This is a genomic window from Moorena sp. SIO1G6 (genome assembly GCF_010672795.1).
GTDB classification, from domain to species: domain Bacteria; phylum Cyanobacteriota; class Cyanobacteriia; order Cyanobacteriales; family Coleofasciculaceae; genus Moorena; species Moorena producens.
This window is the reverse complement of the sequence record NZ_JAAHFZ010000007.1, coordinates 111,401-132,722: the sequence shown is the minus strand read 5'-3', so window position 1 is coordinate 132,722 and position 21,322 is coordinate 111,401. Positions and strand designations below refer to the sequence as shown.

Below are 21,322 nucleotides of genomic sequence, written 5' to 3'. Positions count from 1 at the left end.
TAGATTCGTGGCATACAAAGATTTGGTCGATTTTTATAAAAGGGTTTTGACAAACGGATTTGATATAAGTCCACTTATACGCTTAGTTCAGTTCTGGAGTATTTAGTTTAAATATTCTAATTATACGTCCAGCGTTGTTTTTTGTCCATTTGCTCTCGCAACGCCCTATAGCGACGTAAGGAGTTTAGCGGTGGGAGGATGTCAATCATGGTTTACCACTGCCTCACTAATATTGTTTGTTAGAAAGCTAGCTTTTTTTTTATATAATGATTATAATTGTCATAAAGTATCTATTCGAGATTGTCTGCTGGTGAACAAAACTAACGATCGTTTTGAAGTTGTAATTGTGGGGGCTGGGGCTGCTGGAATTGGCTGTGGAGTAGTCTTAAAAGATTTAGGAATTGAAAACTTTGTCATTGTAGAACGACATCAAGTAGGGGCTTCTTTTAGGCGTTGGGCTGAAGAAATGCGATTCATTACGCCGTCGTTTCCCAGTCATGGTTTTGGATTGCTGGATCTCAACGCAGTAGTTTTAAATACTTCTCCTGCCCTCAGTTTCAGAAAGGAACATCTTTCGGGGAAAGAATACGCTCTATATCTAGAGACTGTAGCAGAGCATTTTCAACTACCTATAAAAACCGAGACAAATGTGAAAACTATGGCAGCTTTACCTCAAGGCAAAGGCTTTGTCTTGGAAACTTCTAAAGGCGAGTTGCGTTCACGCAGTGCCTCAGCTTCGCTGAGATCGCAGTTTGTGATTTGGGCAGCAGGAGAGTTTCAATATCCCAATCTTAATCCTTTTCCAGGGGCGGAATTATGTATACATAATTCCCAAATACGTTCTTGGACAGAGCTTAAGGGGAAAGAATTTGTAGTTGTGGGAGGCTATGAAAGCGGTGTAGATGCAGCGTCAAATTTGGCAGAATTAGGGAAAAAAGTAAAGTTAATCGATCGCCAGAGTAGCTGGTCAAACTTAGACTCAGATCCTAGTGTTTCTCTGTCTCCTTATAGTCTAAAACGTTTAGAAATAGCTTATTCTATGGGTCGGGTCGAACTAATTGGAGAACAGCACATTGAAGCAGTCAAAGCAGTAAAAAAAGGATATGTGGTGGAGAGCGAGTACGAACAGTGGTTTAGTTCTACACCGCCAATTCTCTGTACGGGGTTTGATAGCAGTTTAAAACAAATCGCACCTCTATTTGACTGGTCAAATGGCTATGCAGCCCTGACTCAAGAAGATGAGTCTACCCTAACTCCAGGATTATTTGTCGTCGGTCCTTCGGTGCGTCACGGCGATATAATTTTTTGCTTTATTTACAAATTTCGGCAGCGATTTGCTGTAGTCGGTAATGCGATCGCTCAACGTCTGGGAATCGATCCAACTCCATTGGAAGCCTATCGCCGAGAAGGTTTGTTCTTAGATGACCTTTCTTGCTGTAATAACGATTGTGTTTGTTAAAAAGTCAGCGGTGGTTATTGGTAAAGAGAGTACGGGCAAGTCCCAACTAATTGCGGCTCTTACAGGACAGACTCCCTATAGTGCCAATTTTCGCGGTTCTACAGTGACTTGTGACACTTATCAATCTGAAGCCTATACCTTTATCGATACCCCTGGAATTCTCTATCGTTCCGATAGTGTAACTACTAAGAAAGCTTTAAGACAGCTACAAGAAAATGACACCGTGCTATTGGTAGTCAAGGCAACCGACGTAGATCGAGATTTAGCAGATCTACTACCTTTAGTAGCAGATAAAAGGGGCATTGTGGTGATTACTTTCTGGGATAAGGTATTCTCGACGGTTCATAACGGACATCTCACGGGTCTGGGGCAACCCCAGACCCCGTGTCCTCCTCAACAAGTGATTAGGGAATGGACGGAAACTTCTAACCTGAGCATTGTCACTGTAGATGCCCGCCACATTACTACAGAACAAAAAGACCATATTTTGGCTTCTCTGCAAGAACCTAATCCTTTTCCCGCCCAATGGATTCCTACAAGGGCTGGCTGGTATATAGAACCCCACCCAACACTGTTAGAACATCCTCGACTGGGCAGTTTATTGGCGATCGCTTTATTACTTATTCCTGCCATTATTGCTGTCTGGGGTGCTAACTCCTTTGCGACTTTAGCAGATCCTATAGTCCAAAGTGCGATCGCTCCTGTTATTAAACCTTTATCCCAACTCCCAATCTGGTTAAGAGAAATACTGATAGGTCAGTATGGACTGATAACTATGAGTCCGTTGCTGTTTATTTGGGCGATGCCCACAGTAATTCTCTATGCCCTATTCTTGGGCGCATATAAAGCTAGTGGGTTAATAGAACGAATTACCATTGCTCTCAATCCTTTACTCCGTCCGTTTGGGTTATCGGGACGGGATTTAGTACGAGTAATTATGGGTATGGGGTGTAATGTTCCTGCGGTGATTAGTACCCGTGCCTGTTCTAGTTGTTCTAGGGGAACTTGTATTTCCGCGATCGCTTTTGGTTCGGCTTGTTCTTATCAGTTTGGCGCAACTTTAGGGGTGTTTAGTGCTGCTAAGTTACCTTACTTGATAATTCCTTACCTGCTGTATCTAACCGCAACCACCTTGATATATACCTACATCATTTCTTCCCCTACAGCTAAATCGAATCAGAATCCCCTAGTAATCGAAGGAAGAGCATTTTTAGAATTTCCTCATTCGTCAGTAATTTGGCGCGAAGCTAAGTCAACTATTAATCAATTTTTGTTCAATGCAATTCCCATATTTTTAGTTATTACCGTTATTGCTTCTGTGTTGAATTGGTTAGGAACAATCGCAGTTTTAGCCAATATTATTAACCCTTTGATGGGATGGTTTAATTTACCCCCTGAAGCCTCATTGCCTATTGTTTTAGCTTCTATTCGCAAAGATGGACTGCTATTATTTGCCGAACCAGAAACCTTGGCTATGTTAACTCCATTGCAGGTTTTGACTGGGGTGTATCTAGCAGGAGTATTGCTACCTTGTTTAGTTACTCTGTTAACTATTACGCGAGAACAGTCTCTTCGATTTGCCTTATTGCTGTTAAGTAGACAGGCGATCGCTGCGATATTTTTTTCTCTATTACTTGCTTGGGGAGGATTATTAATCAAGTAATAATTAATACTAAATCCTGTCCCATACCCCCCTTATTCAAACAGCTATAGATTCATCGAATAATAAGGATTTGGTTTATTTTTTGTAAAGGGGGTATGGCAAGCGGATTTGGTATTAGTCATTGGCCTGATATCAAGTTCGCTATTCCCTTAACTATCAATTATTATCTGAAGTATTGTTTATTTGAACATTCCTGTGACTAGTACCATTGTGGCTAGTACCATTGTGGCTAGTACCATTGTGACTATTACCATAGGATTGTCTAGCCATCCACTTAGTCAATTCCTGAGATAGCTGAGTTAGGGACTCAATTAATTGGTGTGAAACGTCTACAGGAAAATTACCAGAACGGACGTGCAAATCTAGCTTAGGAAAGGGAATATCAACATGGTAATGACGTAGTATTTCTTCAATCAGAAAGTAAAGCTCACTTTTGATTTGGAACTGCTTGGGAGGGTCTTCAATCCAAACCAACAACTCAAACTTGAGGGCATTTTCTCCAAATCCAGTAAAAAATACATTAGGGGCTGGTTGATCTAAGATTTCTGGATGTTGAGAAGCTGCCTCAATCAGAGCACTACGTACTTTAATTGGATCTGAACCATAGGCGACCCCTACGGGTAATTTTAACCGGGATACTGGATTATTGTGAGTCCAGTTGACCACTTCAGCTTCAAGAAAGCGAGAATTGGGGATAATGATTGAGACTTGATCCAACGTCAGGATTTCTGTACTCCGAATACCGATATTTTCTACTGTTCCCATCAGTTCCCCAACATTCACAAAGTCCCCTACTTGGATCGGACGCTCAAAAATGAGTACCAAACCGCTGACACATTCTTTAGCAATTCCCTGGATTCCCAAGCCAATGCCCACACCCAAGACTCCGACAAATACAGCTAGAGAACTAAAGTCGATTCCCCACAACTGCAATAGGACAATAACACCGATAAAGAGTATGGCATAATGGATAATCAGGGCAATAGTCTCCTGCGCAGGGCGGCTGAGATTGGTGAGGCGAAGAATCCGCGATCGCAAAACTTTTTTTACTACCTTGGCTAGGAGTATCAGAGCAGCCTAGTGTTAACTGTACTTTAGTGTTAAGTTTCTAGCCAAGGTAGCATTACTTAAGACAGTTAATTGGTAGTTGGTAATTAGTAATTGGTAATTAGTAATTGGCTGACTATTTTCGTAAGCAGTCAGCCGTCAGCCGTCAGCCGTCAGCTTTTAGCTCACGCTGGGCGAACAGCCGTCAGCCGTCAGCTTATTTTATTCAAAAGTACCTCAAGTAGCGTGACCAATGGCCAATGGCTGATAGCTGATATAGCAGAAGTCATTTGTCAGAAGTCATTTGTCAGAAGTCAAACTCTTGCGCTTACAAAGGGTGTGAGACTTTTGTCATGTCCTAACTGCCCTGGCGACTGCTATAGCTGATTACTAATTGCTGATAGCTGATTACTAATTGCTGATAGCTAATTGCTGATAGCTAATTGCTGATCCCTCAAAGTATAGTTATCATACTATCCGTTGAAAGAAAGAGCATTTGAGGCGTCTGGTTCAGAAGCTGGCGAGATAGTAGCAGCATTTTGTTCCGCCTCCAGTTTCGGCTTCAAGTACAAATTTTCTAGTACCAGAGCTGCACCAGCTACCCAAGGGGGAACAATCAAAGCACCAAGAATCCCCAAAACCTTTGCACCACCTAGCACTGCCAACAACTGATATAAGGGGTGAACTCTCACAGAAGACCCCACCAGTAGGGGATCAAGAATATAGGTTTCCAGATTCTGAATAATCACAAATAGTAGCAATACCCACAAGAAAGTCCATCCCCCTTGAGCAATTGCCACAATCAATGCTGGAATTGCTCCCAAGACCGGACCAAAAAAGGGAATCAAATTGGTCACCCCAGCAATCACACCCAAACCCAAGGCAAACTCTGACAGTCCCAAAAATTTTAAACCAACAGTAATCGCCATCCCTAAAATTCCTGAAACCACCACTCGCCCCTGGATGTAACCCCCCATCCGTTGGCTGACTGGCTTGACCTGGGCTGCCAATTTTTCATCCCAGGGTTTGGGAAACAAACTTACCCCCCCTTTAATCAACTGTTCAGAGCCAGCTAACATATAACCAGACAGCAGTGTTGCCAGAATTACGGTAAACACTCCAGCAAAAAGACTCCGTGTCAATCCATAAGACTGCACTAGCAACTGCTGAGAGGAACGAATTACCCAAGAGGTAACGGTCCCAGCATCAAACATTTTACTCAGAGCTAGTTCAGTCATCCCTAGGCGAATCGCTAAAGCATCTAACAAAGAGGTTAAAACCTCCAAATACGTTGGCAGTTTCCGAAATAAACGCTGAATTTGCTCAGCTACTGTTGGTCCAATCACTAAGCCGATCCCTGTCAAACCAGCGATTAAGCCTAAATAAACCAGAATAACCGCTAGCCAGCGGGGAATCCTTAACTTTTCAGCACTATCAATAATTGGTGCTAGAGTAGATGCGAGCACTACTGCAATCATCAGTACTACTAGCAAAGCTCTAAGTTGCCACAGCAGGACTATTGTCAAGCCAGTAGCAACAATCAGCAGTAAGTTAGCTAAGGAGATTTTAAGGCGTAGCATAGACTTCCATTTGCATGTTGAGTGCCTGCAAATAGTCTACAGAGAAAACACCTGAATTAGTTGACGGTTGACGGTACGGTCTTCAACCTACCCTTTTGAATTAAGAATGTAGAATGTAGAATGTAGAATTTGAAATTTGGGCGTTGCTGAATAATGGAATGATTTTAAGAGTGTTTAGGTGCGCGCCTCCTAGGCCGGGGAACCCGGCCTTGGGTCGCACCTGTGGAATGGGCATCAGCCGTGGAACTGGCATCTTGCCAGTTTCATGCTTATTTTCGTGCGGGCAGGATGCCCACTCTACTCCTATTCAGCGCGAAGATTTAGCAACGCTAGAATTGGGAATTCTACATTCTTAATTCTACATTCTACATTCTCAAAGACACCCTACCCTATACCGAACGCCAAAGGCAAACAACCCCATAACCTTGGCCTATTGGCCACGCTTCGCGAACAACCTTCAACCTTCAACCTTCAACCTTCAACTTTTAACTTTCAACTTTCAACTTTCAACCTTGATCAATCCAACTCCTCTTCTCCCACATCATGAAGGGCTGGGGGAGCATCACCGGGTGTTCGCAACATTTCCACCATCTCCTGAATTTCTGCTGGAGGTGGGGGTGTCAGGCGAGAAACCACTACAGTCACAATGAAATTAAGCACCATCCCTACGGTACCAATCCCCTCAGGGGAAATACCGAAAAACCAGGGTGTCATACTATAGAACTTCACCCCAATGATGTAAACGGTGGTAAAAACTAACCCTACCACCATGCCAGCAATTGCCCCTTCTCGGTTGGTTCGCTTATCAAATACCCCTAGCAGAATGACTGGGAAAAAGCTGGCAGCGGCTAAACCAAAGGCAAAGGCTACCACTTGGGCTACAAATCCAGGGGGATTGATACCAAAGTAACCGGCAATGGCAATGGCAGCAATTACCATAATTCGACCCACCATCAATCGTTGGGACTCCGACGCCCTAGGATTAATGATGCGGTAGTAGACATCGTGGGCGATTGAGCTAGAAATCACTAGCAGTAAGCCCGATGCAGTGGATAGAGCGGCGGCTAGTCCTCCTGCTGCTACTAAGGCAATCACCCAGGGAGCAAGTTTGGCTACCTCTGGTGTGGAGAGTACAATGATATCTCGGTCAATCTTAATTTCATTGGTCTCTTTGTCCGGTTTCAGCTCAATCTTGCCATTGCCGTTTTTATCGTCAAACGCCAATAAACCAGTATTTTCCCATTTGGTTGCCCAGTCTAGCTGACGCACTTCCTCAATGGTATGGTCATGGAGGCTATCAATCAGGTTATAGCGGGCAAAGGCAGCAACGGCGGGAGCTGTGGTGTAGAGTATGGCAATGAATAATAGCGCCCAGCCAGCGGAATAACGAGCAGCTCTAGCATTGCGTACGGTGTAAAAGCGTACAATCACATGGGGAAGTCCAGCAGTACCGACCATCAAGGCAATGGTGATAAATAAGACATCCAGCATGGACTTGTTGGCAAAGGGTTTAGTGTATTCCTGGAAACCTAGATCTACCTGAATTTGATTGAGTTTCGGGATAATGTCACTGAAGGTGAATCCTAGCTGGGGAATCGGGTTGTCGGTCAGTAGAGTTGCGATCGCAATCGCTGGAATCAGGTAAGCCACAATCAACACGCCATACTGGGCAACTTGAGTCCAGGTAATGCCTTTCATCCCCCCCAGCACGGCAAAAAATGCCACAATTACCATGCCAATCACGACACCCTGACCGATATCCACTTGCAGAAAGCGGCTAAATACAATACCTACCCCTCGCATTTGTCCTGCGACATAGGTTAAGGAGACAAAAATAGCAGCAACTACTGCTACCAACCGAGCAACATTCGAGTAATAGCGGTCTCCCACAAAGTCGGGTACTGTGTATTTTCCAAACTTCCGCAGGTAAGGGGCTAACAATAGCGCTAGTAGCACATATCCTCCTGTCCAGCCCATCAGGTAAATTGAGCCATCATATCCTAAGAAAGAGATTAGCCCTGCCATAGAAATAAAGGAAGCAGCAGACATCCAATCTGCCGCTGTAGCAGCACCATTAGCAACAGCGGGAACACCTTGATCTGCTACGAAAAACCCTTTACTATCGCGCACCCGAGAGCGCCAACCAATGTAAAGGTAGAGAATAAAGGAAATAATGACCAATACACTGGTCCAAGCTTCAACTGTCATAGATATTTACTTGTCTGAATAATTGCTATAGCGCTGCGCGCAGGGAATCGGGAATCGGGAATCGGGAATCGGGACAAAATCCTATGTACATCATTACTATGAGAAACCCTATATAGGGATTGTTGGTAATAAAAAAACGGTATTTTTTTTATTGGAAAGTACTATAGAATTGCCCTATTACAATTCTTAATTGCTAACTATAAAAATATAGTTTAGTTAAGCAAAGCCATTTATTTCCCAATTTATTTACCAACAGTAAACATTACTTTTTGTATTTACGGTCAATTTTATCCATCTGTATAGCGTAGATAAAAATTAGGACGACAAAGGTAAAAATACTACCTTGTTGTGCCATCCAGAAGCCTAGGGGAATATTCCCTACACTGACGTTGTTCAGTAATGTTACAAGCAGAATGCTACATACAACGGATACGAATGCCCAAACAATTAAGAGATTCCGAATTAATGCGATGTTGGCACGCCAGTATGCCTGACGCTTGTTTTGGTTCATAGTTTTATTAGTAATAGACTAAATTTACTATTTACGCTTGACTAGCTTCTGGATATAGAGCAACCACCGATAATTGCCCTGTAAGCATTCAGCCCTTAGCGGTCAGCCCTCAGCCATTCGCGTAGCGTGGCCTACTGCTGATACCTGATAGCTGATAGCTGATAGCTGATAGCTTACATTGCCTTAACATGGCGTATCGGTATTTCAAAATGTGCTAATATATACAGAAAATTTGCCGAAGCTTAGGGATAGGTTACACCAAAGGTGAACAAAAACCGTCTTTTTGGGGTTTTCTTAATAAAACTAAACAATTTTGGGGATTTAATCCTGTCTTTAGGTTATGGCATTGCTTGATGCGCACCAGCATAAGCTGATCACATCTGTGAACTTTGGCACTGCCCCAGACGGCTTTTCCCGTTGTTTAAAGGAATAGTAGATGAATTGTGAATACTATTTGGTTAAGAAACGTAAAGCTTAGATCAAGATTATGCTAAGTTTCGATAAAATAAATCGTAAGTTGATCGCCAAACGCGATCGCTAAAATCACACCTGATTTTGATCGGGGTATTTCTTAATCTGTTAGCATTCAGCCGTCAGTGGTCAGTGGTCAGTGGTCAGCTTATTTTATTCAAAAGTACCGATTGTGCTACGCGCATTAGCTGATAGCTGATAGCTGATAGCACCTCAAGTAGCGTGCGCGTAGCGCTTAAGCTGATAGCTGATAGCTGATAGCTAAATTAATCCCGGTTTAATAGTATCCCTATTGATGGGTGCTACCATCGGGCATAATAGTATTGGTTAAGTTCGCCCCCTTGAGGTTGGCACGGTAAACTTTGTTGGGAGAACCCCAATCAGTAAGCTCCAAGGTATAGTCTAGTTGTGCTCCCTTGAGGCTAGCGTCGGAGAGGTTGGCATCGGAGAGGTCAATTCCCCTCAAGTCAGCCCGTTCAAGATTAGCTCCCATCAAGTTCGCCCCCCTGAGATTGGCACTTATTAAATAATGATCGAATGGCAATGAAGCACTTGTATTCAGCTCAGCCAGTGTTGCTTCTTGGAGATTGGCTTTCTCCAGGTTCACTCCACTCATATTAATCCCTACCAGATTGGCTTTTGATAAATTAGCTTCCCTGAGGTTAGCTCTTTCGAGCTTAATTGCTTTGGCGAAAATATTTGATAAGTTGGCTTCTTGGAGATTAGCTTGTTCTAAGTTAGCTTCTGTGAAGTTGCTCCAAACAAGATCAGCTTTTTTCAGGTTAGCTCTACGGAGATTAGCCCCACTGAGGTTAGCTTTTTTCAGGTTAGCGTTTTCGAGGTTAGCTCCCTCTAAATTGACCCCTACCAAATTAGCCTTTTCTAGATTAGCTCCCGCTAAGTTAACCCCTTCTAAATTAGCCTTTTCGAGATTCGCTCCTTTTAAATCATATCTGGAAAGTTCTAGCCCTGCTAAATTACAGTTTTGACAATTTTTTGTTTCCCGTAACTGTTCCAGAGGATTGTCTTGATTGATAATCAGCCAAGTAATTCCCGGGCAACTAATCCCAAAGAAATTACCCAGATAAACGATTGTCTAAGTTTCATTGGACTAATGGCAGAAAAAGTAAATGCTATTTGTATATATTTTTAATTATAATTCAATATTTTTCTCTCTTATATAGTAGCTTTTTACTAAAGTATCATTATATATTTCAGTTTTTTTGTGTCGTAATTTAAGATGTTGTTCTAGGGTTCCAAATAAAGGAACGCCTTTTCCCAAAAGAATTGGAACGCGAGTAATAATCATTTCATCAACAAGGTCTTCTTGAAGAAAACTTTGGATTACTCTACCTCCATCTATGTAAAGATTTGTATATCCCTTTTGATTCAAATGATTAATTATTTTTTTTATATCTCCACGAAGAATTTCTGCTTTACCAAAAACTTTTTCTGGAAGCTTTGTTAAGCTATTACTTAATACAAAAACGGGTTTTGGATAAACCCATTGACCAAAAGTTAAAACTTTATCAAAGGTTTTTCTTCCCATCACTATGGCATCTATGCTTTTCATAAACTTAGCATATCCATAATCACTTTGTTCGGGGTTAGGTATTTCTTCTAGCCAATCTAATCCGCCATCACTTGTAGCGATAAATCCATCTAAGCTTGTTGCTATATAGACATAATTGGTCATTAGATTTTATCCGTAATTGTCAAAATTAATCCTGATAACTATAAATATTGCAGGTTCTAACCAGATACGGCAAAAGTAGCTCCCGGATTTCTCACAAAGATAGTTTTAGTAGCTGTAGCCCTTATCCAGTCAAATCCAACCTAAACAGGTAAGGGTTTAAACAGTGTATTGTTTTTTCTATTCATTTTGATCAGGGTCAAGCCCAGATTTAATAACGCTTTCAGGGTTTGCGATCGCTAAATTTGTGAGAAATGCGGCGTCTTCAGTACATTTTATGCTAAATTTCCAGTTAAAAAACTCAGAAAGCTTTCTTTACAGGTAAAATTAGGATATTCAACTAACAAAATTTTCTGAATACGGCCTCTGACGACTGTTCCGGTGATCCGCTGTTCCGGTGATCCGCTGTGAAATACTGTTTATTTAGCATAACAAGTACGGAAGAGCCTGTAATCCATGGCAGACTATAAGCAAGCACTGGTAAAAGACGGTAAGAATCCAGAAGGTCTAATTGTCTTTCCAGCTTTCATTACCCAGAAGGAAATCGATGCCCTTAAGGACTTTAGAGTCGGGGATCGGGATACCTTTGTTGTCGCCTATCCTAAATCTGGTACGACATGGATGGAGCAGATTGTTCACTTGCTTGCTCACAATGGAGAGCAAGGGGACAAAGTATTGAGTGAAGCAGTTCCTTGGTTAGAAGGTGCAGCAACTCGTTATGGAGGTTTAGAGAATCTGATTAAAACTCCTAGCGATCGCCGTTACTTTCACACTCATTTACCGTTGTCTTTGATGCCAATGTTTGGCGAAACTAAAGCAAAGTATATTTATGTGGCTCGCAATCCTAAGGATAATGCTGTTTCCTATTATTATCATGCATTGAGCAAAATGGGATACGAGGGGAGTTGGAGCGAATTTATTACGCTATATCGTGAAGGCAAGGTGGCCTATGGCTCAATATTCGATCACGTTTGGGAATGGTGGAAAGCAAGCCAAGATTCAGATAATGTCATGTTTGTCAAGTACGAAGACATGAAAAAGGATTTAGCTCAAGTCGTTACCGATGTTGCTAGCTTTATAGATATTCCCTTAACCTCCGATTTACTCGATGCTGTGGTTGCTGGTAGTGAATTTTCGGCAATGGCAATCAATCCCAAAGCTAATCTGGATTGGGTGCCTCAGCGAGAAGGTATCCCCAAACATATGCGCAAAGGAATTGTAGGAGATTGGAAAAACCACTTTTCTTCAGAAGAGACTAGTATTTTTGATGCTCTATACCAATCAAGAATGGCACAATTTGGTCTGGAATTTGACTTTGAATTGACCTATTAGAATGTAGAATGTAGAATTTAGAATTTAGAATTTAGAATTTAGAGGATATCTGAAAAGTTTTTTGATATTGAATTTTGCCCCCCTAGCCCCCCAATTCTGGGGGGAACAAGAATCAATTGGCTGGTAAAAGTCCCCCAAAATTGGGGGATTTAGGGGGCTTGGATGTAGCAAATGAGACTTCTCAGACAACCTCTAAGAATTTAGAATTTAGAATTTAGAATTTAGAATTTAGAATTTAGAATTTAGAACTAAGAATTAAGAATTGGTAATTCTACATTCGGAATTCTTCATTCTACATTTGGCATCCTATATTCTACATTTGGAATTCTACATTCGGCATTCTACATTCGGCATTCTGGACAACCTTCACAATTCACCCTCAAGTCTTCACAATTAAGCCGAAACCTTCACAATTCAGCTGTAGTTTTCACAATTCAGCCTTAATTGCGATGCCATGTGGTAACGCCACCACCCTGGTCAATCAACGTAATCCCTTGAGCTTGCAAGTCATCGCGAATGCGATCGCTTAATTCAAAGTTCTTGGTTTTCCGTGCTTCAGCCCGCTGCTGAATCAGTGCTTCAATTTCCCCATCACTCAATCCATCCGTAGAAACTTCAGCTTCTTCTTCCGGTTGTGCTTCTAACCCTAATACCTCGGCTAATTCCACGAGACTACGCCATTGCTGCTCTAATTCTGAAGCAGGAGTCTCGGTTTTACCCTGATGTACGAGGATATTGCCTTCCCGGCGTAACCCTTTGGCCACTTCAAACAATACCGCTAACCCTCCAGCAAAGTTTAAGTCGTCATCTACGGCTTCTTGGAACTGTTGCGCTATGGTTTTATTTGATAAGTCATCCTGCAAGGGTTGTGATGGTTTGGGTGTGGCTGATTGGTCTTGCCATCCTAATTGTATACCATAGTTATGACCAAACAGCAAGCCTTCTTTGAGAGTTTGCCAGCCATTGGTAGCAGATGCGATCGCATCATCAGTAAAATCTATTGGTTTACGGTATTGCGCCATTAACACAAATAGCCGCACTGCCATGGGGTCAACGGGACGGTCGAGTAAGTCTCGGATAGTAGTAAAGTTGCCTAAAGACTTAGACATTTTCTCTCCATCCACCTTGACCATGCCATTGTGTAACCAATAACGGGCTAGGCTTTTACCAGTTACAGCTTCCGATTGAGCAATTTCATTTTCGTGGTGGGGGAAAACCAAGTCAGAGCCACCAGTATGAATATCAATCGTTTCCCCGAGCATATCTCGCACCATCGCCGAGCATTCAATATGCCAACCTGGACGACCAGGTCCCCAAGGGGATTCCCAGGATGGTTCCTCTGGCTTAGCGCTTTTCCAAACCGCAAAATCAAAGGGGTCTTTCTTCTTTGGCCCAACCGAGTCGGCTACATCTACCCGTCCACTGGCTCCTGCTTGCAAATCCTCTAACTTGCGGCCAGAGAGTTTGCCATACTCCTCAAACCGACGCACTGAATAGTACACATCCCCATCGGCTTCGTAAGCATAGCCTTTTTGTTCCAACTCACACACCAGTCGCTTGATTCCATCTAAGCTATGAGTCGCGCGGGGGTAAGCATTAGCCTCTTGGACATTCAGCCTTGCCATATCTTCAAAATAGGCATCAATGAAGCGTTCCGACACTGCCTCCATAGAGGTGCCTTCCCTTCGGGCTCGGTTTAGGATTTTATCATCAATATCTGTAAAATTTTGGACATAATTTACCTCATAGCCCCGCCATTGTAAGTAGTGACGAGCGGTATCCCAGACAATACAAGTTCTAGCATGACCCAAGTGGCACAAGTCATACACCGTAATGCCACAGCAGTACATCCGGACTTTCCCAGTTTCCAATGGCTCAAAGGATTCCTTGCGGCGGGTTAAGGTATTGTAAAGGTTTAGGGTCATGACAAAGAAAAGATAAAATCACCAACAGTGGGCTATAGATATACTTTTGACATCCTCCCTGGTTAAATCAAAGATTATAACGAGGGATTCCTAAGACTCACGACTTAGGTTTCTGTTTCCTTCTCCCCTTGGGGGAGTTTTTCGCACCAGCCTTCCGAGATTTACTCTCTTCGGGTCTTACGGTCGCTCCGCAGACTGACACGGCAAGTCCTGCCGCCAAAATGTTAATTGATGCATTGATATCACGATCGTGGTGAGCATTGCAGGATAGGCAATCCCATTCCCGAATATTCAAAGCTAAAGACTCAACACGATTTAGGCAAACAGAACACAGTTTGCTACTAGGAAACCACTTATCAATGGAAATGGCTTCTCGATTATACCATTGAGACTTGTACTTAATCTGACGAATTATTTCCGCCCAGTTGGCTTCACTGATAACTTGAGCTAGTTTGTGATTTTTGACCAGATTTTTCACAGCTAAATCTTCAAACGCAATCAATTGGTTTTCTCTGACCAGTTGAGTAGTTAGCTTGTGGGTAAAATCTCGTCTAGAGTCTTTGATTTGTGCATGCACCCTGGCAACCTTTAACCTGGCTTTGTAACGATTATTAGAACCTTTTTGTTTTCGTGACAAAGCTTTTTGGTATTTAGCTAGCTTTTTCTTGAGCTTTTTAAAATGTTTGGGATTGGCAATTTTATCTCCGTCGCTTGTTGTGATCAGGCTAGTAACTCCTAAGTCCAAGCCAACTTGTTTATCTGTGGTCGGTAAGCTCAAATCTCTATGGTCATCAAACCTAATTGAGATCTGCCACCGCTCAGATGGGTCTAAGCTAACTGTAACAATACTTGGAGTGCAGTTTGCAGGTAACTGACGACTCCAACGAATCCGTAAAGGTTCTTTACATTTGGCAAGATAGACTTGACCATCTTCCCATTTGAATGCTGACTTAGTAAATTCTGCACTACCACCATTACGTTTTTTCTTGAAGTTAGGATACTTAGCTCGACCGGCAAAGAAATTAGTAAAAGCGGTTTGTAAATGTCTTAATCCTTGCTGAAGAGGAACAGAACTAACGTCATTCAAAAAGAACAAGTCATCCTGTTTTTTCCATTCTGTCAACATTAAGGAAGTTTCCTTGTAGCTTATCCGTCGGGAGCGTTTGTACCAACCTGAAGTCCTAGCATCTAAAGCTTTGTTGTAAACAAGTCTTACACATCCTAGAGTTCTCCTCAGCAGAGTTTCCTGTTCAGGGGTTGGATAGAAACGGTAACGGTAAGCTTTTTCGACCATTATTTACTCTTTGGTATATACTTACATTATAATATATTCTGTGTAAGGTGTCAAGTAAGCGCAATTCATGAGGGTCAGAAGTTACCGCAAAAATAAGGCAGCCTTTATGGTTGGTCGGCTATGGGTAAAAGGGTTAAAACTTTATGATTAAGGCTGCCTTATTTTAAGGTTTCGTCTCCGGGCTGTGTGGGTCACCTGCGGGAGCACTTTATACGCCCCGTCTCCCGTTATACCCGTAGGGTTAGCTGGAGATGAATTGCTGTTTTAGATAAAATACGATATCTTGGTATATCTTGATTCTCAACTGTTTTCACAAGTTGCCTTATGCAAACTTTACCGACTGATTCCCCATCTGGTCAAGGGATGGAAGCCCCGAAACAAGGCTTACCCGTTACCATTATTACCGGTTTCCTGGGTAGCGGCAAAACCACCCTCCTTAACCATATCTTAAGTAACCAAGAAGGCGTCAAAACAGCGGTCCTTGTTAATGAGTTTGGTGAAATTGGTATTGATAATGAGCTGATTATCAATACTGATGATAATATGGTCGCCCTGAATAATGGCTGTATCTGCTGCACCATTAATGATGATTTAATTGAAGCAGTTTACAACGTATTGGAGCATCCAGAAAAGCTGGATTATTTAGTGGTGGAAACTACCGGATTAGCGGACCCCTTACCAGTGGCGCTAACCTTTTTGGGCACAGAATTGCGAGATATGACTCGTCTTGATTCTATTGTCACTATGGTAGATTCAGAAAACTTTAGTATCGATCTATTTAATAGTGACGCGGCAACTAATCAGATTGCTTATGGGGATATTATTATCCTCAACAAGACTGACTTGGTCGATCAAGCCAATGTAGACCACTTGGAAAACCGGCTCAGAGATATGAAAACTGATGCTAGGATTTTGAGAACTACTAAAGCCGAAGTGCCAATTCCTTTAATTCTCAGTGTTGGTCTCTTTGAGTCTGATAAGTATTTCGACAGCAAAACATCAGATCATGATCATCACCACCATGATCATGACCATCATGACCATCATGACCATGATCACCATGATCATCACCACCATGATCACCATGACCATGATCATCACCACCATGACCATCATGACCATGATCACGCTCATCACTATCACTCCGATCACCTAGAAATTGACGGATTCACTTCCCTTTCTTTCGAGAGTGACAAGCCCCTAGGGCTTCGGAAGTTTCAGGATTTCCTAGACAATAAGTTATCCTCTAATGTGTTCCGCGCTAAGGGAATTCTCTGGTTTGATCAAAGTCCTCAGCGTCACATCTTCCACCTCAGTGGTAAGCGTTTCTCTATTGAAGATGATGAGTGGAAAGGTGAACCAAAAAATCAATTAGTGCTGATTGGTCAAGATTTAGATCATGATACATTACGTGAACAATTAAACCAGTGTATCTCTTCAGAGTCTACCAATACAGGGAAGGGGATTTGGTAAGTAATTGTTGAATTAAGAATGAAGAATTAAGAATGTAGAATGAAGAATTAAGAATGCAGAATCCTAAATTCGGCGTTGCTGATTATGGGTATGATTGAGCCCCCCTAGCCCCCCAATTTTGGGGGGAACAAGACTTTCTTGGGTCCCCCGCCCCCCTAGGGCGTGTCTTCAAACTCGGAGATCCCCCTAAATCCCCCTTAAAAAAGGGGGACTTTGAGTATCGCTCCCCCCTTATTAAGGGGGGCTGGGGGGGATCATAATCTTGCGGAAAACTTTGAAAACATGCCCTAGCCCCCCAAGCGAGGGATTGCTCGCTTGGGGGGAATTAGCGGATGCTTAGCTTTTTTAAAGATGGGAATTTAGGGGTCTTGACCACAATCAGATGATTGCGCATTCATACTTCAATTCAGCAACGTCCTCAATTCTACATTCTTAATTCTCAATTCTCAATTCTCAATTCTCAATTCTACATTCTACTTGGTGGTGCGTTACGGCGCGGGCTATCCCAACATTGGCGCTCGGTGTTGAAAATTAGGGCGAGCCCGCCCCTAATGCATCCTACGCACTAAATTCTCAATTCTCAATTCTCAATTCTCAATTCTTAATTCTCAATTCTTAATTCTACATTCTTAATTCTCAATTCTTAATTCTACATTCTTAATTCTCAATTCTTAATTCTACATTCTTAATTCTACATTCTTAATTACCCCTAAAACTCCCCAAAAAAACTTTTATAAAACCCTTGACAAATTAAATTATAATCATTACAATAATCACTAAAATCACAATGAGTTCAGTTTTTTAGTGATGTCCAAAAAATTTTCCCAAAATTTCAAAAAACAACCCGCTAAGCACGTCCTGAAAGGTTCTCGTGAAGCCGTAATCTATAGTATGCAGATGCTTTATTCCCTAGGCTATGGGTCGATTGCTGAATGGACCCCTCTGGAGCAAACTGAGGTTCCCGGGGAAGGTGCGATTCGTTGACTAGAAACCTTGCCCTACAAGGGTTTTGGGGGATTAGCCGCTTGGTCTCGGGAAACTGAACCTTGACAACTTGATAACCATGATGGTGAAAATCCATCCCTCGTGAAATCCGAGTGACAGCCCTACCCTGATTCATAAGAAATAACGAACTTACGGATTAATGCAAGGGTCGAACAGTGAAGCGGAACCAATCCAGGGGAAGTTAGTAACAGGCAGAGGACTCATGGGTACGAGAGAAAGGTACGTCTGAATCATCGTTAGAACTACGTGGCGAAATGGATTGACACGCCACAGACAAAAGTCAATGGAACAGGATTAATTGGTTCTTCCCTCAATTAATGATTTCCCATATATTCCCGGTGAAAAGTACCACCCTAAAAGTCCATAGAATGGTTATCAGGAACGAATTAACCCCGATATGTACTCTGTTGAAAGGTCGAATATTCTGAGTAGGTAGTTAGCCGTATGTCGCACCGGGGGAAGATTGAGTCAGAAGCCAACGCCTAGGGTAATGCCTAGGATACGCTGACGGACTCACGTTGTAGGAAAAGAAATAGTTGTAAGTACCAATAGATATGTCTAAAACCCTGGGCTTCCAGACGGTGGAATGGAATAAAGTCAACTGGCGAAAGTTAGAAAAGACTCTATTTAAGTTGCAAAAGCGAATATTTCGAGCCTCTGAACGTGGTGATGTCCGCGCGATAAGAAAGCTGCAAAAAACTCTGATGAAATCCTGGAGTGCAAAAATGATTGCGGTGCGTAGGGTTACACAGGAGAACAAGGGCAAAAAGACTGCCGGAATAGACGGGGTCAAACATCTTAACCAAAGAAGACGCCTCGCCTTAGTAGACTCACTCAAAATCTCCAAAAAGGCACAACCTACTCGTCGGGTCTGGATTCCCAAACCTGGAAGAAAGGAAAAACGCCCATTAGGAATCCCTACCATGTACGACCGCGCATTGCAGGCGCTAACCAAACAGGCATTAGAACCGGAATGGGAAGCGCGTTTTGAACCCAATTCATACGGATTCAGACCAGGACGCTCATGTCACGATGCCATTGAAGCAACATTTAAAAATATCAGCAGAAAACCCAAATGGGTACTAGATGCGGATATTGCCAAATGTTTCGATAAAATCAACCATGATGCACTTCTGAGTAAGTTAAATACTTACCCATCCATCAGACGCTTAATCAAGTCTTGGTTAAAAGCCGGTGTCATGGATAAAGGGATATTCTCTACTACAGAAAAGGGCACCCCACAAGGTGGAGTCATATCTCCTCTTTTGGCCAACATAGCCCTTCACGGAATGGAGGAACGGATTAAACAATTCGCAGAAACTATGAAAGGAAATAAATCCAAGAATAGGAGAGCATTAAGTCTAATCCGATACGCGGATGATTTTGTCATCATGCACAAAGACCAAACCGTGGTAGAAGAATGTCAAAAAATTATCAGCAAATGGTTGAATGACATGGGTTTGGAATTAAAACCAAACAAGACCAAGGTTACTCACACTTTTGACGGATTTGACTTCCTAGGATTCAATATTCGTCAATACAAAGTAGGTAAAAACCAGTCCAAACAAGGGTTTAAAACCATCATCAAACCGTCAAAAGAAAAAGTTCTAGAGCATTATAGGCAGCTCTCAAAAGTCATAGATAAATACAGAGCTGCCCCACAGGAGGCATTAATACGCCAAATGAAACCCATTATACGAGGATGGTGTAACTACTACAGTTCAGTCTGTAGTAAAGAAACCTTGGCCTATGGCCACGCTACGCGAACAGCACCTTGGGACACCTGCTATGGAAAAAACTCCGGAGATGGGGAAAAAGGAGACACCCCAAAAAATCAATAACCTGGGTAATCAAGAAATATTGGGGAACCATCGGAAAGGACAACTGGATGTTCATGACCGGGAAGGAAAACTACCTGCCCTTACATGCCTCGACCAAAATCGTACGGTATAAAAAGGTCAAAGACACTAAAAGCCCAGATGATGGAGACCTAATTTACTGGAGCACCAGACTGAGTAAACATCCTGAAGCAACCAGTAGAAAGGTAAAACTTTTGAAAAGACAAAAAGGGTTTGAAGTTACCGTAAGATAGTGGAGCCTTTATAGTTGGTAGGTTATGCGTAAAAGGTTGAAGTCTTTTGTAGTAAGGCTCCACTATCTAAGGTTTCGTTTCCGGAAATGTGCTCATTGTGGTCTCACCTTCGGCGTAGCCGACGCTTCGCGAACAGGGATGGAGATTTATTGGAAACGCACCATATAATACCGCGCGCACTGGATGGAAGTAACAAGGATGAAAATCTGGAATTACTACACCTTCATTGTCACGATTTTAAGCACGGAAACAAAGTCAACTCGAAACAGTTAGATGAGAATCCGTTCTAGAGGTACCAATGTCAGTGTGTTCCTATAATGAGGAGCCGTATGATGCGAAAGTGTCACGTACGGTTTTGAAGACGAGTTAATGGGGTGACCTATTGGCTTAGTTTAATTGATGACTACCATAACTAAGTATTGGCTGTTGCCATAACACTTTAAATTTCTGGGGGGATTTCCCCCCCTTGCGTGACCTTTGGCCAATCAAATCATCACATCGGGTTAGATTTGGGAACTTAGTGATATCACAATTTCAACTGACTTATTGTGGAGTTGAAATAGCCGTGGATAGTATTTCTACGGCTATTTTTTTGGAAGCTATCAGCGGTCAGCGGTCAGCTATCAGTTATCAGCTATCAGCTATCAGCTATCAGCTATCAGCTATCAGCTATCAGCTATCAGCTATCAGCTATCAGCTATCAGTGATTAGCTTATGTGCTACGCACACGCTACGCGAACAGCTACGCGCAATCGGTGCTTTTGAATACAATAAGCTGACGGCTGACAGCTGACGGCTGACGGCTGAATGCTTAGCTAAAATACTATTAGCCTTAACTAATACTTAAATCATGGACGATTTAAATTACTATTTAGACAAATACGACGCTATACCCTTAGATACTGAGCAATACAAAAATAGTTATGTCGGCTGGGCACTAGACCTTTTTATTGACGAAACAAAGGTAGTAAATCCGTATTTAGATATTACCTTACGATTAGACTTAACCGATGCCGAAAATAATTATAACGATAATTTCAAAAATGACTATTCAACTTTTACGTGTTTCTTAATCTGGAAATTACTTAAAGCCCTGAAAAAACATCCTCCTTTTTGGTGGAGATTTATTAACCAGAAATGGTATCAAATTAATAATCCACCATTATTTTGTCCGACAGCAGTGGGAGGGGAAGCTCGATTTTTACCAATGATCATCAATAATGCCACAAAATTAGGATGGCTTGAATTTTCAGAAGTATACAGAAATACCAAAGACAGTATTTTCGCTAATCCTATATTGCCCAATAATAAGGATAGCTCCTATGCTTACCAACTGGGTCAATTTGTTGGTAATCTTCCTGGCTTAGATTTTCTAAGTTTTTCTATCCAGACAGGTCGTGGAAATACCCAGAGTTTTTTCTACTTTGGAAAGCGAACCTACGACAATAATCAGCAAAGACTAACGGTGCCTTTAGCTATCAAATTTCACCATAGCAATTTAGATCCAATGCTAATCGAAGTGTTAGTTAAGGATTATCTAGCTGAATTAGCTAAACCTGAATAAAACTC

17 protein-coding genes and 1 pseudogene are annotated in these 21,322 nt (G+C 42.2%); 10 read left to right on the top strand and 8 right to left on the bottom strand.

Annotated elements, in window-relative coordinates:
- The first annotated feature begins 310 nt into the window (after positions 1 to 310).
- Together F6K63_RS09020 and F6K63_RS09015 are read left to right on the top strand one after the other, a co-directional pair.
- Positions 311 to 1,459, top strand: a complete 1,149-nt coding sequence (locus F6K63_RS09020; RefSeq protein ID WP_044493687.1) for an NAD(P)/FAD-dependent oxidoreductase — start codon at positions 311 to 313, stop codon at positions 1,457 to 1,459.
- Positions 1,422 to 3,122 (top strand): nucleoside recognition domain-containing protein, encoded by a 1,701-nt coding sequence (locus F6K63_RS09015; RefSeq protein ID WP_008185910.1) that lies wholly within the window; start codon positions 1,422 to 1,424, stop codon positions 3,120 to 3,122. The genes F6K63_RS09020 and F6K63_RS09015 overlap by 38 nt, the downstream gene beginning before the upstream one ends.
- A gap of 156 nt (positions 3,123 to 3,278) precedes the next feature.
- Here F6K63_RS09015 and F6K63_RS09010 read toward each other — a convergent pair whose 3' ends face one another.
- Together F6K63_RS09010 and F6K63_RS09005 are read right to left on the bottom strand one after the other, a co-directional pair.
- Positions 3,279 to 4,160, bottom strand: a complete 882-nt coding sequence (locus tag F6K63_RS09010) for a mechanosensitive ion channel family protein (protein ID WP_287311770.1) — start codon at positions 4,158 to 4,160, stop codon at positions 3,279 to 3,281.
- 482 nt (positions 4,161 to 4,642) lie between these two features.
- The gene (locus F6K63_RS09005) at positions 4,643 to 5,749 is read right to left on the bottom strand and encodes an AI-2E family transporter (RefSeq protein WP_008185917.1); all 1,107 of its coding nucleotides are present in this window, start codon (positions 5,747 to 5,749) and stop codon (positions 4,643 to 4,645) included.
- Positions 5,750 to 6,014: 265 nt separating this feature from the next.
- Between F6K63_RS09005 and F6K63_RS09000 the strand changes: the two genes are divergently transcribed.
- Positions 6,015 to 6,296, top strand: coding sequence for a hypothetical protein (locus F6K63_RS09000; RefSeq protein WP_287251113.1), 282 nt, complete (start codon positions 6,015 to 6,017; stop codon positions 6,294 to 6,296).
- On the opposite strand, the gene F6K63_RS08995 is transcribed toward F6K63_RS09000, so the two are convergent.
- From F6K63_RS08995 to F6K63_RS08980, 4 genes are all read right to left on the bottom strand, one after another.
- The gene (locus F6K63_RS08995) at positions 6,266 to 7,957 is read right to left on the bottom strand and encodes a sodium:solute symporter family protein (protein ID WP_287251115.1); all 1,692 of its coding nucleotides are present in this window, start codon (positions 7,955 to 7,957) and stop codon (positions 6,266 to 6,268) included. The genes F6K63_RS09000 and F6K63_RS08995 overlap by 31 nt on opposite strands.
- A 262-nt stretch (positions 7,958 to 8,219) precedes the next feature.
- A complete protein-coding gene (locus tag F6K63_RS08990; RefSeq protein WP_008185921.1) occupies positions 8,220 to 8,468 on the bottom strand; it encodes a DUF4212 domain-containing protein in 249 nt (82 codons plus the stop codon).
- A 760-nt stretch (positions 8,469 to 9,228) separates the two neighbouring features.
- A complete protein-coding gene (locus F6K63_RS08985; protein ID WP_287311821.1) occupies positions 9,229 to 9,957 on the bottom strand; it encodes a pentapeptide repeat-containing protein in 729 nt (242 codons plus the stop codon).
- 135 nt (positions 9,958 to 10,092) lie between these two features.
- Positions 10,093 to 10,635: a dihydrofolate reductase family protein gene (locus F6K63_RS08980; RefSeq protein WP_287251118.1), complete on the bottom strand. Its 543-nt coding sequence runs from the start codon at positions 10,633 to 10,635 to the stop codon at positions 10,093 to 10,095.
- A 453-nt stretch (positions 10,636 to 11,088) separates the two neighbouring features.
- Between F6K63_RS08980 and F6K63_RS08975 the strand changes: the two genes are divergently transcribed.
- Complete coding sequence (locus tag F6K63_RS08975; RefSeq protein WP_071105104.1) at positions 11,089 to 11,964, top strand: sulfotransferase domain-containing protein; 876 nt, start codon at positions 11,089 to 11,091, stop codon at positions 11,962 to 11,964.
- A 440-nt stretch (positions 11,965 to 12,404) separates the two neighbouring features.
- On the opposite strand, the gene cysS is transcribed toward F6K63_RS08975, so the two are convergent.
- On the bottom strand, positions 12,405 to 13,889 hold the full coding sequence (gene cysS / locus F6K63_RS08970) for a cysteine--tRNA ligase (protein WP_287251119.1): 1,485 nt from the start codon (positions 13,887 to 13,889) through the stop codon (positions 12,405 to 12,407).
- Positions 13,890 to 13,986: 97 nt separating this feature from the next.
- Positions 13,987 to 15,183, bottom strand: a complete 1,197-nt coding sequence (locus F6K63_RS08965; RefSeq protein WP_287311768.1) for an RNA-guided endonuclease InsQ/TnpB family protein — start codon at positions 15,181 to 15,183, stop codon at positions 13,987 to 13,989.
- 324 nt (positions 15,184 to 15,507) lie between these two features.
- On the opposite strand from F6K63_RS08965, the gene F6K63_RS08960 reads away from it, so the two are divergent.
- The 6 genes and pseudogenes from F6K63_RS08960 to F6K63_RS08940 all read left to right on the top strand — a co-directional run bounded on the left by F6K63_RS08960 (position 15,508) and on the right by F6K63_RS08940 (position 21,317).
- The gene (locus F6K63_RS08960; RefSeq protein WP_287311766.1) at positions 15,508 to 16,656 is read left to right on the top strand and encodes a CobW family GTP-binding protein; all 1,149 of its coding nucleotides are present in this window, start codon (positions 15,508 to 15,510) and stop codon (positions 16,654 to 16,656) included.
- Between the two features lie 807 nt (positions 16,657 to 17,463).
- The gene (locus F6K63_RS08955) at positions 17,464 to 17,640 is read left to right on the top strand and encodes a hypothetical protein (RefSeq protein ID WP_287311764.1); all 177 of its coding nucleotides are present in this window, start codon (positions 17,464 to 17,466) and stop codon (positions 17,638 to 17,640) included.
- 575 nt (positions 17,641 to 18,215) lie between these two features.
- Positions 18,216 to 19,732 (top strand): annotated as a pseudogene (ltrA, locus tag F6K63_RS08950) (group II intron reverse transcriptase/maturase); the annotation flags it as partial.
- Between the two features lie 107 nt (positions 19,733 to 19,839).
- Positions 19,840 to 20,043, top strand: a complete 204-nt coding sequence (locus tag F6K63_RS37715; RefSeq protein ID WP_502708291.1) for an HNH endonuclease — start codon at positions 19,840 to 19,842, stop codon at positions 20,041 to 20,043.
- 275 nt (positions 20,044 to 20,318) lie between these two features.
- Complete coding sequence (locus F6K63_RS08945) at positions 20,319 to 20,546, top strand: hypothetical protein (RefSeq protein ID WP_287311761.1); 228 nt, start codon at positions 20,319 to 20,321, stop codon at positions 20,544 to 20,546.
- 57 nt (positions 20,547 to 20,603) lie between these two features.
- Entirely contained in the window at positions 20,604 to 21,317 is a 714-nt protein-coding gene (locus tag F6K63_RS08940) for a hypothetical protein (protein ID WP_287311759.1), read from the top strand.
- The last annotated feature ends 5 nt before the right edge of the window (positions 21,318 to 21,322 follow it).